The following is a 15,630-nucleotide window of genomic DNA, read 5'->3' on the forward strand; positions in this document are numbered from 1 at the left end:
TGATCAGGCGCCGGTGAACTTCTCACCGGCGATCGGCCGCGACGGTTCACCGTCGACGCCGACCGGGATCTCGCCCTCGAGGGTGGTGCGGTAGAGCACACGGGTGACGTCGAGGTGGTCGAGGTCGCTGGGCGCCAGGTGGGCGGTGGCGCGGTTGTCCCAGAACGCGATGCTGCCCTTCTCCCACCGGAACCGCACGGTGTAGGCGGGGTGCGAGATCTCGTCGAAGAGCAGTTGCAGCAGGGCATCGCTCTGCGGCGGCGTCAGACCCAGGATGCGGGTGGTGAAGCCGGGGTTGACGAACAGCACCCGCTCACCGGTCACCGGGTGCACTCGCACCACCGGATGCTCGGTGACCAGCGGTGCGGCGGCGATCTTGCGGGCGTACTCGCTGTCGGCCTCCCACTGCGGGATCCGGCCGCCGAAGCGGTGCTCGGCACGCAGACCGTCGAGGAAGGTGCGCAGCGACTCCGGCAGCGCCGCGTAGACGGCCGCGAGATTGGTCCACTGGGTGTCGCCGCCGATCTCCGGGGCGATCTCCGCGCGCAGGATCGAGGCCGAGGGCGGGTTGATCAGCGGCGAGACATCGGTGTGCCACTTGTTGGTGTAGCTGAACTTCTTGCGGCCGAACTTCTTCTCGTAGAGCCTGCTGTCGACGGCCAGGATCTCCGGGTGCTCGGTGGGAGCGTCGTCGTCGTACGGGTGCGACGGGGTGACCGCGCCGAAGCGACGGGAGAACGCGATCTGCTCGGCGTGGCCGATGTGCTGGTCGCGGAAGAACAGCACCTTGTGCCGGTGCAGGGCCGCGGTGATCTCCTCGACCTGGGCGTCGGTGAGTTCCTCGCGCAGGTCCAGGCCGCCGATCTCGGCGCCGATGTGGCCCGCGACGGGCGCGATGGTGAGGGTGCGGGTGTTCTCGATGGTGGTCATGTCGATGGTCCTTCGGGTGGAGCCGGAGTGGAAGCGAGGTGGTCCTCGGTCCGGACAGGAGCTGGCGATCACCCGCATCAGGTCGATCTCGATCCGACGGGTACGCATCAGGCGCTCACCCGCGAATCCCGCTGGGCGAAGCGGCTTTCCACCGGGTCCAGGCCATAGTGCCCGCGCAGCGTGGTGGATTCGTAGTCGGTGCGGAACAGGCCGCGCTCGCGCAGGATCGGCACCACCCGGTCGACGAAGTCCTCGAGCCCGCCGGGCAGATACGGCGGCATGATGTTGAAGCCGTCGGCCGCGCCCGCCTCGAACCAGCGCTGCAACTCGTCGGCGACCTGCTCGGGGGTGCCCGCGAAGGTGCGGTGCCCGCGGCCGCCGCCGAGCTTGCCGATGAGCTGACGCACGGTGAGGTCCTCGGTCTCGGCGAGCTCCTTGACCAGCGTGAACCGGCTCTTGCCGCCCTCGATGTCGCTCTCGGCGGGCAGCGGCGGCAGCGGCGCGTCCAGGGCGTGCGCGGTGAGGTCGACACCGAGCATGGTGGAGAGCTGGCGCAGCGCGTAGTCGGGGGAGATGAGGTCGGTGAACTCCTGCTCGAGCGCCCTGGCCTCCTCTTCGGTGTCGGCGATGAACGGCACCAGGCCCGGCAGGATCTTCAGCTCGTGCTCGGCCCGGCCGTACTTGGCCAGGCGCGACTTCAGGTCGCGGGCGAAGCGCAGGCCCTCCTCGAGGGTGCGCTGCGCGGTGAACACGGCCTCGGCGTGCTGGGCGGCGAATTCCTTGCCCGACTCCGAGGACCCGGCCTGTACCAGCAGCGGCCTGCCTTGCGGTCCGCGCGGCGAATTGAGCGGACCGCGCACCCGGAAGCGCTCGCCGGTGTAGTCGAGGGTGTGCACCTTGTCCGGGTCGGCGAAGACGCCGGTCTCGGTGTCGAGGACGATCGCCTCGGATTCCCAGCTGTCCCACAGCGCCAGCGCCACGTCGACGAACTCCGCCGCGCGCTCGTAGCGGCGCGCGTGCTCGGGAATGGCGTCGAGCCCGAAGTTGTAGGCCTCGTCGACACTGCCGGAGGTGACGATGTTCCAGCCCGCGCGCCCGCCGCTGATGTGGTCGAGCGAAGCGAACTTGCGGGCCAGGTTGAACGGCTCGTTGTAGCTGGTCGACGCGGTGGCGATGAGCCCGATCCGTTCGGTGACCGCCGCGATCGCCGCCAGCAGCGTCACCGGCTCGAACACCGTGAGGGCATTGCGCTCGACCCGGGGCCCGACGGCGAGGGTGTCGGCGAAGAACACCGAGTCGAGCTTGCCGCGTTCGGCGATCCGGGCGACCTCCTGGAAGTGACGCACATCGAGCACCCGGTGCTCCTCGGTGCGCGGATGCCGCCAGGCCGCCTCGTGATGGCCGACGCCCATCAGGAAGGCGTTGAGATGAAAGGTCCTGCGAGACACGGATTTCTCCTGATCAGACGGTGGTGGCCGCGGTGCGCCAGCGCGAGAGGCGGCGTTCCAGGGCGACGAGGGCGACATTGAAACCGAGGCCGATCAGCGAGATGGCCACGATGCCCGCGTACATCTGCGGGATCTGGAAGTTCTGCTGCGCGGCGGTGATCAGATAGCCGAGTCCGGCTCGCGCGCCGATCATCTCGGCGGCGATGAGCACCAGGATCGAGCCCGAGGCCGCCATCCGGATGCCGGTGAAGATCGACGGGACCGCCGCGGGCAGGATCACCTTCTGGAACAGCCGCAGCGGTGAGAAGCCCAGCGAGATCGCCGATTTCACCAGCAGGGGGTCGACGGTGCGCACGCCGGTGATGGTGTTGAGCAGGATCGGGAAGAAGGTCGCGTAGCCGATCAGCGCGATCTTGGAGGTCTCGCCGATGCCGAGGATGAGCACGAACACCGGCAGCAGCGCCAGGGCGGCGGTGTTGCGGAACAGCTCGAGCACCGGGTTGAGGAAGTCCGAGACCGGCTTGTACCAGGCGATGGCGATACCGGCGGGCACCGCGATCACCAGGGCGATGGAGAAGCCGGTGACCGAGCGGGTGAGGCTGGCCGAGATGTGGTCGCCGAGTTGGCCGTTGCCCGCCAGCTCGACGAACGCCTGCACCACCACCGAGAACGGGGGCAGGAACACCTCGTCCACCAGGCCGAAGCGCGGGGCGAGTTCCCAGGCGCCGAGCAGCAGCGCGAAGGCCAGCAGCGGCTTGGCGATCCGGATCAGCAGGCGGCCGGTGGCCGCGGCGGCCTTGGTGACGGAGTCGGGGACCGCGCGGGCCGGAGCCGCGGCGGGCGCCGGTGTCGCGGGGGCGAGTTCGGTGGGCCGGTCGAGGACCGGGACGGCGCTAGACATGGGCGGGACTCCTGTCGGTGGATGCCTCCGAGGCGGTGCTGTCCTCGGCGGCGGCGAGCTCGAGCTGCTGGGCCCGGCTCACCTCGCTCTGCAGTTCGGTCCAGATCCGGTGGCGGTACTCGCGGAACTGCTCACTGGACCGGACGTCGATGTCGCCGCCGCGGGCGATGTCGATATCGATGACGGCCTTGATCCGGCCGGGCCGCGAGGTCAGCACCGCGACGCGCTGGCCCAGGTAGACGGCCTCGTCGATGCCGTGGGTGATGAACAGGATGGTCTTGCCGGTGGCTTCCCAGATGCGCAGCAGTTCGTCCTGCAGCGACTCGCGGGTCTGGGCGTCGAGGGCGGCGAACGGCTCGTCCATCAACAGCACCTCCGGGTCGAAGGCGAGGCTGCGGGCGATGGCGACGCGCTGCTTCATGCCGCCGGAGAGCTCGTGCGGATACCGGTCACCGAAGCCGGTCAGGCCGACCAGTTCCAGGTAGTGGTCGGCGATCGCCTTGCGTTCCCCGCGCGGCACGCCCTTGGCCTCGAGCCCGAACTGGATATTGGCGCGGGCGGTGCGCCACGGCAGCAGCGCGTACTGCTGGAACACCACGCCGCGATCCAGGCCGGGGCCGGAGATCGGGGTGCCGTCGAGCAGGATCTGTCCCGAACTCGGTGTGCTCAGGCCGCCGAGCAGGTCGAGCAGGGTGGACTTGCCCGAACCGCTCGGCCCGACCAGGACGAGGAACTCGCCCGCGCCGACCTCGATGGAGATGTCCTCGATGGCGGTGAACTTCTCGGCGCTGCCCCGGACGGCGAACTGTTTGCCGACGCCTTGGAGGGCGAGTTTGACTGCGGTGTCGCTCATTTCGCGGCCACCACCTCTCCGGTCGGACCGCTCTCGGGCTGGTAGGTGCCGTTGGCGTAGGGGTTGTCCTTGTTGGTGTACAGATCGGCGGCGGTGATCTTGCCGCGCTCGAGTTCGCCGTTGCGTTCGAGCCAGTCGATCCAGATCTGGATCTCGCGTTCGGCGATCACCGCGCCCGGCACCGGGATGCCGGAGCTGCGCCAGTAGTCGAGCAGCTTCAGGTTCTCGTTGCGGCCGCGCTTGCTGATGATCTCGGTGAACTTGGCGACGATCTCGTCGCGGGGAGTGATCTGCAGCCAGCGGGTGGCGCGCGCGGTGCCCTGGACGAAGTCCTTCACGGCCTCGGGGTTCTGGGCGATGAAGTCCTTGCGGAAGACGTAGGTGCCGTAGTCGAATTCGCCGAAGATGTCCTTGTCGGTGAACAGCGGGGTCAGGCCACCGCGCGGCACCGCGGTCTCGCGGTAGACGCCGCCGAGCGCGCCGACATCGATCTGTCCGCTGCGCAGCGCCTCCTCGGTGTTGATCGGGGGCACCACGATCAACTGCACCTGCTTGATCTCGTCCTCGGTCAGGCCCTGCTGGTGCAGCCATTCGCGGGTGACGAACTCGTGGTGCGCGCCGAGGGTGTTGATGCCGACCTTCTTGCCGATCAGGTCACGCGCGGTCTTGATGCCCGCGTCCTCCCGTACGAAGTAACCGGTGAAGGACTTGGCGTCGGAGCCGTAGGAGCTCAGCACCGCCTGCACGGGCGCGCCGCCCGCGGCGAGCTTGACCACCGCGCCGTTGAACGCGCTGCCGAATTCGACCTGCTTGGTGGCCGCGGCCTGGATATTGGCGGGGCCGCTGGTGGTGTCGCTTTCCCACCGCAGGGCGATGGAGGTGAAGTAGCCGAGGTTCTCGGCCAGTTCGAACGGGGTGACCAGGCCGGTCTGCCCCTGGTAGCGCAGCACGGTCTTGCCGTCGGCGGTCGTCGGTGTGTCGGTGGCGCCGCACGCGGTGACCACCGCGAGGGCGGCGGGAACGACGAGCGCGGCGGCGAGCGCACGCAGCGGACGTCGTCGCAAGAGAGTGGACAGCATGGTTGGCGAATCTTTCGATGGCGCGCGGCATCACGCGACGTGCCGGACATGGGCACGCCGCGACGATCCGCGCGGAACGGACTTACGGGAGAGAGGGAAACGCTGGGCGACGCGGAGGGGCCGCCGGGAGATCAGCGGCGACAGCACCCGGGGGACAGGCGCATCAGGTCCACCGTCCTGCGGCGGACGAGCGCGAGGGTGTCGGTCATGTCGGTCTTTCCTGCCAGCGGAGCGGCGCAGATCGCCGTCTCGAATTCCTATGGTGCGGTGCGTGATACGGGTTCGGCAATGCTGTTTTCACATCGTGGAAATCACGGTGCGCCGAATTCGGTACCGGCGGCGGTGTGGAAATACGGGCCGATCCGTACCGCGATCTGATGCATGGCGGGCACCACGGCGCGCACCAGATCGTGGTCCAGGCGCACCGCCCGCGCCTGCACGCCGAGCGCGCCCCACACCTGCTTGTCGGGCCCGAGCACGGGCACGGCGACGGCGCGGATCGGCTCCTCGCTGTCGATCTCCTCGACCGCGAAGCCGCGCCTGCGCACGGTGTCGAACAGTTCGCGGCGCTCGGCGCCGGTGGCGGTGTGGGCCAGCAGGGCGTGCCCGACCGCGCTGCTGTGCAGCGGGCTGCGTTCGCGCGGAATCTGGTTGTGGCAGAAGGAGACCGGTGGGCGCGCCTGGAAGACGGTGAGCGCTTCGTCGTCGTCGGGCACACTGAGGCTGACGGTGATCTTGATACCCGCCGCCAGCGCGTAGAGGTGGGGTGCGGCGGCGTCGAGGCCGAGGCGTGAGAGCGCGGGGCGGGCCAGGCAGGCCAATCCGTGTCCGATCCGGTAGCGGTCGGTGGCGGTGTCCTGTTCGAGCAGGCGGCCGCGCACCAGCGCCTGCGCCAGCCGGAAGGTGGTACTCACCGGCAGCCCGGCGCGCTGGGCCAGTTCGCTCAGCGACAGCTCCGGATCGCCGCCCTGGAAGCAGTTGAGCACGTAGACGGCACGGTCGACGGCGCGGGCCCCGGAACGGGGTGTTTCGGTGGCGGTCATGGGCGGCTCTCTCTCGGCGAAGTGCCGTGAACTATCCGCGACACGCACCCAGGCCCGCAATGGTTCGCCCACCGCTGAGCCGAACTCCCCGCAGGTCAGTCCCGCGCGTCGTCCTCCTCGGCACGCGGTGCCACCGCCCCGGACACCCGGATCACCCCGGCGTCGAGATCGAGATCCACCCGCGGCCGATGCCCCTGCCCGTCACTGTCCCCACCGCCCTCGTCCCGCAGCTTCTGCCCGGGAAACAACTCACCCATGATGCCCACACCTCCACCATAACCACTTGCCCTCACCCCTGGTCCATCGTCATCGGGGAAAGAGCGGCGTACGGTGGCTGTATGGGGGAGGGCGTGGAGCGAATCGTCGAAGTATTCACCGACGGCGCATGTTCGGGCAATCCCGGCCCGGGCGGCTGGGGCGCGATATTGCGGTACGGCAAGCATGAGCGCGAGATCTACGGCAGCGATCCAGCCACCACCAACAACCGGATGGAACTGCTGGCGGTGATCCGTGCCTTGGAATCACTCACCCGACCATCGCGGGTCCGCGTGTATTCGGACAGTCGATATGTAGTGGATGGTGTCACTCTCTCGCTCTCGATGTGGCGGGCCAACGGCTGGTTGACGAAGAGCAAGAAGGCTGTCAAGAACGTCGATCTCTGGGAACGCCTTGCCGAGCTGTCGGATCGTCACGACATCGAGTGGCGCTGGGTGCGCGGTCACGATGGGCACGCCGACAACGAACGAGCCGATCGCCTGGCCGTTCGCGGCGCGGAGGAAGCCAAACGAATGGAGCGTTCACCCACGACGTCTTCGGCACTGCCTTATCACCCGGGGGATTTATTCGGCGTCGGAGGCACGCCCGAGGCTGTCGTGCCATCTCTGGCCGAGCCACCGGAGACGGATGAACTGTGTCGTCACGAGTTACCGCTCGGCCAGTGTGACTACTGTCGAGCACTTCCGCCAGGTGTCCTCGCTCGCGGCTTTCGCACTGCGGGGGGCCGGGCTTACCACAACGACCCCGATTGTGAGTGGCTGCGCGCGGGACAACAGCAGTCCGAACGTGCCGGACACAACCTCAATGACATCGTCCCTGTGGCCTGGCAGGCGGTCGATCCCACCGAACTGCAGCCGTGCGAGTGGTGCTGCACGCCGCAATGGTTGGCACACCGCCGACGGCCCTGATCAGACGGGTTGGGGGAGGAGGCCGGTGGTGATGAAGCCGGTGATGTAGCGGTGGAGGACGGTGGTGTCTACGCGGGGGCAGGTGACGTCGGTGTCGGTGAGGGCGGTGCGGGTGAGTTCGTCGTCGATGACGAGGTCGCCGCCGCCCGCGCCGAGGTAGTTCTCGGCGATGAGGGCGGCGCGCATGAGGTCGGCGTGGTCGCCGATGCGGTCGGCCAGGCGGTGGGCGGCGTCCTCGATGGCCACGGTCTCGACGGGGTAGCCGTTGTCGCGCAGGACGTCGAGGATGGCCGCGACGGGGGTGGGTTCGCGGTTGACGAGGTGGTAGACCTCGCCGTCGGGGTGGCGGGCGGTGGCCAGGGCGACGATCGCGCGCGCGACGTAGTCGACCGGGGCCAGGGTCACCTTCGCCTCACCGATCTCCGGGGCGAGGCCCAGGTGCGCGGCGGAGCGGATGAGTGTCCAGAAGGCGTCGTCGCTGTTCACGGTGCCGTGGGTGGTGGCGCCCGAGACCAGGCCGGGCCGGTGCACGGCGACCGGCAGACCCCGGCGCGCGGCGGCGAGCACGAGCTGTTCGGCGACCCACTTGCTGGCCATGTACCCGTTGCGCGGCACCTCGGCGGCGGTGATGGCGGCGGCCTCGGTGACGACGCCGGTGTGGTCGACACCGACCGCGGCGTTCACGGTGGACACGAAGTGCAGCGTCTTCACCCGGGTGGTCACCGCGAGCCGCAGCACCTCCCGCGTGCCGCCGATATTGGCCGCGCGCAGCACCTCGTACGGTTCGAGGTGGTTCACCCGGGCGCCGTTGTGGTAGATCACGTCGAGCTGTTCGGCGAGGTCGGTCCACGCGTCCTCGGACAGGCCCAGGCGCGGGGCGGCCAGGTCGCCGGGCAGCGGGACCACGCGCTCGCGCAGGTCCGAGGAGTCCAGCCCGAAGCGGTCCATCGTCGCGGCCAGCCGCTGATAGCCCGATTCGATGTCGTCGGCGCGCACCAGGCACCAGACGCGGGCGGGGGTGTGATCGAGGAGTTCGCGCAGCAGGTGGATGCCGACGAAGCCGGTGGCACCGGTCAGCAGGGCGGTGACGGCACCGGCGGGTTCGTGCTCGGGGACGCGGAAGTCCTCGTCGAGGCGGGCGTCGGCCTCGAGCATCTCGATCCAGCGTCCGTCGGCCGCCTCGGCCGCACCGGCGGACACCGACGCGGTGACCCCGCGCGGCGTGGCGGCCTCGAACAGGGTGCGGGCCTCCACGTCGAGCCCGAGGCGCTGGGACAGCTCGGTGCGCAGGCCGAACACCAGCAGCGAGGTGCCGCCGAGGTCGAAGAAGTTGTCGTCCACGGCGACCGCGTCCAGGCCGAGCACATCGGCGAACACCTGGGCGACGGCGAGTTCGCGCACGCTCGCGTGCTGGTCGGCGGCGGTGTCGGCACCGGTGGTCGCGGTCTCGGTGAGCCGGTGGCGCGGCAGGACAAGGTCGGGATCGCGCAGCTCGGCGACGGTCGCGTCCGGGCGGGCGGTGACCGCGCGGAGCAGACGCACGTACTGCTCGGCGAACTCCGCGACGGTGGCGGCGTCGAAGAGGTCGGTGGCGTAGCGCAGGCTCGCGACATAGCCGTGGCCGGGACGTTCGCGCAGGGTGAGGGCGAGGTCGAAGTGGGTGGTGTCCTGGGGCAGGTCGAGCAGGTCGACGGTGAGGTCGCCGAGGGCGAGATCCTGGGTGGCGGGCAGGTTCTCGAAGGAGAACACGGCCTGGAACAGCGGATTGCGGGTGTCGTCGCGGGGCGGGTTCACGGCTTCGACGATGTGGTCGAAGGGAACCTCGCCGTGGTCGAGCGCGGCCAGGGTCACCGCGCGGGAGCGGGCGAGCAGCGCGGTGAAGGGCTCGGTCGCGTCGACGGTGGTGCGCAGCGGCAGCGTGTTGACGAACATGCCGACCAGGCGGTCCAGCGAGGGGTGGCCGCGCCCGGCGACCGGGGTGCCGACGGTGATGTCGTCGCTGCCCGAGAGCTGGTGCAGGAGAACGGCGAAGGCCGCGTGGCCCGCCATGTGGGCGGTGGCCTGATGGTCGCGGGCCAGGGCGGTGAGCGCGTCGGCGGTGGCGGCGTCGACGGTGAAGCCGATCGCGGCGCCCGCGCCCTCGGCGCCGGTGGTGCGCACCCGGTCGACCGGCAGGGTGAGCCGATCGGGCGCACCCGCGAGCGTCGAGACCCAGTAGTCGAGTTGACGCGCGGCCAGTGAATCGGAGTCGGTGCGGTCGCCGAGGCGGTCGAGCTGCCAGAGGGTGTAGTCGGCGTATTGCAGCGGCAGCGGCTCCCAGTCGGGGGTGCGCCGATTCGCCTGTGCCGCGTAGGCCAGCGACAGGTCGGCGACGAGCGGACCGTGCGACCAGCCGTCGGCGGCGATGTGGTGGGCGACCAGTGCCAGCACATGGTCGCGGTCGCCGAGCTGCCACACGGTCAGCCGGAACGGGATGTCGGTGGTGACGTCGAACGGCGCGGCGACCTGGGTGGCCAGGGCGTCGGCGAGGTCGTCCTCGGCGAGAGTGATCGGCGCGAAATCCTGATCGGCCAGCGCCGCATCGGTGTCGAGTACGCGTGGGCGGGGGCCTGATTCGCCGACGGGATACACCGTGCGCAGCACCTCGTGTCGCCGCACCACCGCGCGGATGGCGCCCACGAGCGCGTCGTGGTCGAGATCGCCGCGCAGCCGCAGCGCGAGGGGCAGGTGGTAGGCGGCCGACTCGCGGTAGAGCTGATTGAGCAGCCACATGCGGGTCTGGGCGGGCGCGAGCGAAAGGTGTTGCGGCCGTGGGCCCGCCACGGGCGTGGCCGCGGCGTCGGTGTCGGCGAGACCGGCGGCCAGCTCGACCACCGTCGGCGCGTCGAAGACGGCGCGCACGGACACACCCAGCCGCGCGGCGACCTGGGTCGCGGTGAGCGAGGTGCCGCCGAGGTCGAAGAAGTCGTCCTCGGCGCCCACCTGTTCCGCGCCGAGGACCTCGGCGAAGACCGCCGCGACCCTGCGTTCGGCGGCGGTGCTCGGCGCCTGGAATCCGGTGCGGCCGAAGTCCGGCGCGGGCAGCTTGCGGGTGTCGAGCTTGCCGTTGGGGGTCAGCGGCAGCGTGTCGAGCACGACGTAGGCGCTGGGTCGCAGGTAGGCGGGCAGCAGATCGGCGATTCGGTCGCGCACCTCGGCGGTGTCGAGCGGGTGGCCTGGCTCGGGCACGAGGTAGCCGACCAGGTGGGCGCCGCGCCGATCGGTGTGCGCGGTGACCACGGCGCGGGCGACGCCGGGCAGTCCGGTGAGGGTGGTCTCGATCTCGCCCGGTTCGATGCGATGTCCGCGCACCTTGATCTGGAAGTCGCTGCGGCCGTGGTAGATCAGCGCGGGCTCGGGGCCCGCGGTGAGCGTCACCAGGTCACCCGTGCGGTAGAGGCGCCCGCCCGCCGGGCCGAAGGGATCGGCGACGAAACGGGCCGAGGTGAGCGCGTGCCTGCGGTGGTATCCGCGGGCCAACGCGGGTCCGCCGAGGTAGAGCTCGCCGATCGCGCCCGGCGGCACCGGGCGCAGCGCGGCATCGAGGACCACGGCGTGGAATCCGCGCAGCGGGGCGCCGATGGTGACCGGTGTGCCCGGGTTGAGTTCGGCGATGGTGGCGATATCGGTGGCCTCGGTGGGCCCGTAACCGTTGCGCATCAACCGATTCGGTGACCACGCGTCGACCAGGTCGGCGCGGATGGCTTCGCCGCCGACGCCGAGCATGGCCAGCTCGGGCAGGGCGGCCGGGTCGAGGGTGGCCAGCACGGCCGGGGTGATGATCGCGTTGGTGACGCGTTCGCGCCGCATCAGATCCGACAGGTCCGGGCCCGCCATCACATAGCGGGGCGCGATGACCAGCGTCGCGGCACCGGCCAGGCCACACAGGATCTCGCCCACGGCCATGTCGAAACCGGGGGAGGCGTGGTGCAGGGTGCGCGCGTGTGGGCCCAGGTCGTAGCGATCGCGGCGCTCGGCGGCGAGATTGGCCAGGCCGCCGTGGGTCACCAGCACACCCTTGGGCAGGCCGGTGGAACCGCTGGTGTAGATCAGGTACGCCGGATGATCGACGCGCAGCGCGGTCGGCCGGTCGGCATCGGTGATCGGGTCGGCGCGGTGACCGGCGGTGGTCGCGGGCTCGTCGAGCGGCAGCCACCCGATGGTGTCGGGCAGCTGGGCGCGGTGCGCGCCGGTCGTGACACCGAGGGACGCGCCGCAGTCACCGAGGATGTGCGCGATGCGCTCCGGCGGATAACCCGGGTCGATCGGGACGAAACCGGCACCAGTCTTGGTGATCGCCCAGACGGCCGCGACGGACTCGGCCGACCGCTCGACCGCCATCGCCACCAGGGTCTCCGGTCCCGCACCGGCGGCGAGCAGGGCGCGCGCCAGGCGGGTGGTCTCGGCGTCGAATTCGCGGTAGGTCCACTGCCGGTCACCGTAGACGATGGCGATGCCGTCCGGGTTGGTGGCGACGGCGGTGTCGATCAGGCCCGCCAGGGTCGAGGGCGGGACGGTCTCGGTGCCGCGCCACGGGACCAGCCGCGCGGTCTCGTCCTCGGTGAGCAGCGGCAGCGCGCTGATCGGGGTGGCGGTGTCGGCGGTGGCGAAGGCGGTGAGGAACCGCAGGAATCGGTGCAGGTGGGCGTCGAGCTCGTCGGCGCGGTAGCGGTGCCGGTTGGCCTCGAACTCGATGCGCGGCTGGTCTGCGGAGCCCGGGTACAGGTTGAGCGCGAGATCCTCGACGGGGCCGGTGGACAGCAGGTGCAGGGTGCCGCGCGCGGTACCGAGGGTAACCTCGGGCTGGAAGTTCATGATGTTCACCGCGGGGCCGAAGCCGAGCGAGCGCATCGACCGGCCCGCGTCGCGCCACATGTCCGCGCCGCGATACCGCTGGTGACGCAGCGCGCCGGTGAGGCGGCCGCGCGCAGCGGCGACCGCGGTATCGATGGTGCCGTCGGCGGGGCAGTGCAGGGGCACGATGGTGGAGGTCATGCCCGCGCAGCCGCGCAGGGCGGCGGTGGTGCGCGCGGTCATCGGCAGACTCAACGCGACGGCGTCGGTGCCGGTCATCCGGGCCAGGTACGCGGCGAAGGCGGCGACGATCACCGGGGCGTTGCCGGGGCCGTCCGCGCGCTCGCGCAACGCGGTGACCAGATCGGCGGGCAGGTCGGCGCCCGCCAGGCGCGGGAGCGGGTCCGGGTCACCGGCACGGTGTGCCAGGGTGACCGGGTCGGGCAGCTCGGCCAGCTGGGTGCGCCAGTACTCGCGGTCGGTCTCGAAACGGCGCGAGGCGCGGTAGTCCAGATCCGCGGCGGCCAGCAGGCCGGGCGAATCGACCGTGTCGCCCGGCGCTTCGGTGCCCGCGACCAGGGCGTCGTAGTGCTGGGCGTGGCGCTCGTGCACGCGCATACCGCCGAAGCCGTCCACCGCGATGTGGTGGGCGCGGGTGTAGAGGAAGCGGCGGTCGTCCTCGACCAGCAGAACGGTGGTGTACATCGGCGGGTCGACGGTGACGTCCAGCGGCGACTGCTGGTCGGCGCCCATCCACGCGAACGCGGCGGCCTCGGGGTCGGTCTCCGCGCGCAGATCGATGACCTCGATCTCGTCGCGCACCGTGAGATCGTGGACCTGGCCGGGCTCACCGTCGACGACCACGAAACGCTGATGCATGCCCAGATCGCGTCCGGTCCGCCGCGCCGCCTCCTGATACGCGGCCAGGTCGAGCGGCCCGCGGAGGTCGACGTACTGGGCGATGGTGAGCGGCACCTCACCCAGCAACTGCTGGGCGAACCAGACCTCCCGCTGGGCCGCGCTGAGCGGCCGGACTTCCTGCGCGGGGCCGAACGAACTCATGGTGCCACTGCCCTTCAGACGAAACATGCAGAATGAAGGTTAGCCTAAGCTTGCGGTGGGTACCCGGTGCGGTCACCAGAATCGCGGTGTGAGCCCCCACTCGGCGAATTCGGCGGCCAGGAGATCCTGCAGGGCCGCGCGGGTCGGGAACCGGTCGGGGTCGGCGCCGGTGACCACCAGGGTGACGGTGTCGTCGTCGCAGGAGAACGCCAGATTCACCCCCACCTCCACCTGCCGGAACAGTTCCACCGGCCCGCGATTCACCACCGGCCGCATGATCACGTCACGTGCCCGGTGCGGACCCAGGTGCGCGATGTTCTGGGCCGTGCGGCCCATATTGGTGCACAGGCATTCGGGGGCCTTGGCCGTGCGGGCGAACTTGTGCAGCACCACCTTCGGCAGCAGCATCTGCACCGGTTGCAGATGCTGGATCGGCGGGATCGTGGCCGGGTCGCGGTAGGCCAGGCCCGCGGCCTTGAGCGCGGCGCGCACGGCGGGCAGGTCGGCGCGCTGCCCGGCGCGGTAGGTGACGCTGATCGGCAGGCCGGTGGTGGCATTGGCGCGCGGGTCGTCGGCCTCGCGCATCGAATGCGGGATGTCGACGCGCACCCGCGCGCCGTCGTCGACCCGGCCGCTGCGCCCGAGCAGTCCCACCGCGACACCGATCAGCAGACCGTTGGTGGTGCCGCCATGGTCCGCGGCGACGGCGTCCCAGGAGTCCAGATCGAGCTGGACGATGGTCTCTGCGGCCTGCCAGGTCTGGGCGTGCGGCAGTCGCGGTTCGGCGGGGCGGGGATTGCGCGCGGGCTCGCTGACACCCTTGGCCCGGCGCGCGGCCCGCACGCCACGGGCGACGGCGCGCAACTGGGCGCGGGCGTCGGCCAGATCGGCGGTCCACCGACCCGCACCCGCCACCGGCCCGACCAGCCGTCCCGCGCTGGCCGCCCGGTCCGGCTCCGCGCCGCGCCCGAGCCGGTCGAGCGAATCGACGATGCCGTGCATCATCCCGCCACCGTCACAGGCCACGTGCGAGGCCACCAGGGTGACCACCGTGCCACCGGACACGGTGTGCGCGCCCGCGAGCTGCCAGACCAGGCCCCGTTCGGGATCGAACTCCACCGCGGCCTGCTCGAGGAACCACTCGAGCACGTCCTCGTCGGGGATCGGGGTGTCCGACCAGATCAGCGGCAGCGACGCGGTCGCCGGTTCCCAGTGCGCCCGCGCGAAGGGGAACCGGGTGGTGCGCACGCGGCGGGCGAGGAATCCGGTGGCCAGGTGCGCGTGCCAGCGTTGCAGCAGCTCGCGGTCCAGTGGCTCGTCGAAGCGGTAGGCCAGCTGGTTGACCAGGGCGTTCGGGTAGAGGCTGTGCAGTTTGAAGAACAGGTCGTCGTCGGCGGTGATCCGGTTGAGGCCGGACGGCCCGGCGGCCACTGTGACGGCGGGAGTGGTGACGGTCATCGAGGACTCCTCAGCGAGAACGGAGAGTGCGCACGGTCAGCGGCGCGAAGACGGCGACCACGACCACCGAGGCCACCAGCGACCAGCAGGCGTCGGCGCCCACCGTGCCGTCGGCGGCCAGCGTGCGCACCGCCGAGACCAGGTAGGACACCGGATTGACGTCCGAGACGTGCCGCATCCAGGTGGGCATGGCTTCCTCGGGGACCAGCGCGTTGGAGGCGAAGCCGAGGAAGGTCAGCACCAGCATGCACATGCCCTGCACGGCGGCGGGCCGGGCGATGGTGGCGCCGATGAAGGCGAACAGCCAGCTGATCGCGGTGGTGGCCAGCACCACCAGCACCGCCCCGGCCAGGAAGCCCGCGGTGTGCTCGGGGCGATAACCCAGGCAGAACCCGACGATCACCACCGTGGTGGCGGCGATGAGGTAGCGCACCGTCCCGGCCAGCAGCGCCCCGGCGACGGGCGCGGACCGGGCGATCGGCATGGCGACGAAGCGGTCGAAGACCCCGGAGTGGATGTCTTCGGAGAGTTGCACGCCGGTGGCGACCGAGGACGTCAGCACGATCTGCACCAGCACGCCCGGGATCATGATCGGCAGATACGCCTGCGTGCTCCCGGCGATGGCGGTGCCGAAGATGCTCGCGAACAGCACCGGCCCGACGATGGGCAGCAGCAGCGCGTCGTAGAGCAGCTGCGGGCTGTGGCGGAAGGTGAGCAGGCCGCGCCAGGCCATCATGAGTGAATGTGCCACGGCGGCAACGGGTCCGATGCGGGTGACGCGGGGAGCGCGCACCACCCGGGTGGGCGCGGGGGCGGTCTCGGTAACGGTCATGGTTCTC

General features: G+C 70.7%; 11 protein-coding genes. 1 reads left to right on the forward strand and 10 read right to left on the reverse strand.

Annotated elements, in window-relative coordinates:
- Positions 1-3: 3 nt before the first annotated feature.
- The 7 genes from QC180_RS08815 to QC180_RS08845 all read right to left on the reverse strand — a co-directional run bounded on the left by QC180_RS08815 (position 4) and on the right by QC180_RS08845 (position 6,511).
- On the reverse strand, positions 4-930 hold the full coding sequence (locus tag QC180_RS08815) for a TauD/TfdA dioxygenase family protein (protein WP_278262140.1): 927 nt from the start codon (positions 928-930) through the stop codon (positions 4-6).
- 107 nt (positions 931-1,037) lie between these two features.
- Positions 1,038-2,378, reverse strand: a complete 1,341-nt coding sequence (locus tag QC180_RS08820; protein WP_278262141.1) for an LLM class flavin-dependent oxidoreductase — start codon at positions 2,376-2,378, stop codon at positions 1,038-1,040.
- A 13-nt stretch (positions 2,379-2,391) separates the two neighbouring features.
- Positions 2,392-3,279 (reverse strand): ABC transporter permease, encoded by an 888-nt coding sequence (locus tag QC180_RS08825; RefSeq protein WP_278262142.1) that lies wholly within the window; start codon positions 3,277-3,279, stop codon positions 2,392-2,394.
- The gene (locus tag QC180_RS08830) at positions 3,272-4,132 is read right to left on the reverse strand and encodes an ABC transporter ATP-binding protein (protein ID WP_278262143.1); all 861 of its coding nucleotides are present in this window, start codon (positions 4,130-4,132) and stop codon (positions 3,272-3,274) included. The genes QC180_RS08825 and QC180_RS08830 overlap by 8 nt, the downstream gene beginning before the upstream one ends.
- Positions 4,129-5,211, reverse strand: coding sequence for an ABC transporter substrate-binding protein (locus QC180_RS08835; RefSeq protein ID WP_278262144.1), 1,083 nt, complete (start codon positions 5,209-5,211; stop codon positions 4,129-4,131). The genes QC180_RS08830 and QC180_RS08835 overlap by 4 nt, the downstream gene beginning before the upstream one ends.
- 311 nt (positions 5,212-5,522) lie before the next feature.
- Positions 5,523-6,254: an IclR family transcriptional regulator gene (locus QC180_RS08840; protein WP_278262145.1), complete on the reverse strand. Its 732-nt coding sequence runs from the start codon at positions 6,252-6,254 to the stop codon at positions 5,523-5,525.
- A 95-nt stretch (positions 6,255-6,349) separates the two neighbouring features.
- Positions 6,350-6,511 (reverse strand): hypothetical protein, encoded by a 162-nt coding sequence (locus QC180_RS08845; protein WP_278262146.1) that lies wholly within the window; start codon positions 6,509-6,511, stop codon positions 6,350-6,352.
- Between the two features lie 81 nt (positions 6,512-6,592).
- Between QC180_RS08845 and rnhA the strand changes: the two genes are divergently transcribed.
- Positions 6,593-7,438, forward strand: a complete 846-nt coding sequence (gene rnhA, locus QC180_RS30220) for a ribonuclease HI (protein ID WP_347567312.1) — start codon at positions 6,593-6,595, stop codon at positions 7,436-7,438.
- Here the strand turns inward: rnhA and QC180_RS08855 are convergent, their stop codons facing one another.
- Genes QC180_RS08855 through QC180_RS08865 form a run of 3 tightly spaced genes read right to left on the reverse strand, consistent with a single transcriptional unit; the run spans position 7,439 to position 15,623 of the window.
- On the reverse strand, positions 7,439-13,360 hold the full coding sequence (locus QC180_RS08855) for a non-ribosomal peptide synthetase (protein ID WP_278262147.1): 5,922 nt from the start codon (positions 13,358-13,360) through the stop codon (positions 7,439-7,441). It lies immediately after the preceding gene.
- A 45-nt stretch (positions 13,361-13,405) separates the two neighbouring features.
- Entirely contained in the window at positions 13,406-14,791 is a 1,386-nt protein-coding gene (locus QC180_RS08860) for a hypothetical protein (RefSeq protein WP_278262148.1), read from the reverse strand.
- 10 nt (positions 14,792-14,801) lie between these two features.
- Positions 14,802-15,623, reverse strand: a complete 822-nt coding sequence (locus tag QC180_RS08865) for an ABC transporter permease (protein ID WP_278262149.1) — start codon at positions 15,621-15,623, stop codon at positions 14,802-14,804.
- Between the last annotated feature and the right edge of the window lie 7 nt (positions 15,624-15,630).

Origin of the sequence: Nocardia anocheti, from assembly GCF_029675105.1 — a bacterium.
Classification (GTDB): Bacteria; Actinomycetota; Actinomycetes; order Mycobacteriales; family Mycobacteriaceae; genus Nocardia.

Excerpts from the sequence above, each read along its gene's own strand:
- QC180_RS08815 (WP_278262140.1), bottom strand. The coding sequence starts at position 930 with ATGACCACCATCGAGAACACCCGCACCCTCACCATCGCGCCCGTCGCG.
- QC180_RS08825 (WP_278262142.1), bottom strand. The coding sequence starts at position 3,279 with ATGTCTAGCGCCGTCCCGGTCCTCGACCGGCCCACCGAACTCGCCCCC.
- QC180_RS08830 (WP_278262143.1), bottom strand. The coding sequence starts at position 4,132 with ATGAGCGACACCGCAGTCAAACTCGCCCTCCAAGGCGTCGGCAAACAG.
- QC180_RS08835 (WP_278262144.1), bottom strand. The coding sequence starts at position 5,211 with ATGCTGTCCACTCTCTTGCGACGACGTCCGCTGCGTGCGCTCGCCGCC.
- QC180_RS08840 (WP_278262145.1), bottom strand. The coding sequence starts at position 6,254 with ATGACCGCCACCGAAACACCCCGTTCCGGGGCCCGCGCCGTCGACCGT.
- QC180_RS08845 (WP_278262146.1), bottom strand. The coding sequence starts at position 6,511 with ATGGGTGAGTTGTTTCCCGGGCAGAAGCTGCGGGACGAGGGCGGTGGG.
- rnhA (WP_347567312.1), top strand. The coding sequence starts at position 6,593 with ATGGGGGAGGGCGTGGAGCGAATCGTCGAAGTATTCACCGACGGCGCA.
- QC180_RS08855 (WP_278262147.1), bottom strand. The coding sequence starts at position 13,360 with ATGTTTCGTCTGAAGGGCAGTGGCACCATGAGTTCGTTCGGCCCCGCG.
- QC180_RS08860 (WP_278262148.1), bottom strand. The coding sequence starts at position 14,791 with ATGACCGTCACCACTCCCGCCGTCACAGTGGCCGCCGGGCCGTCCGGC.
- QC180_RS08865 (WP_278262149.1), bottom strand. The coding sequence starts at position 15,623 with ATGACCGTTACCGAGACCGCCCCCGCGCCCACCCGGGTGGTGCGCGCT.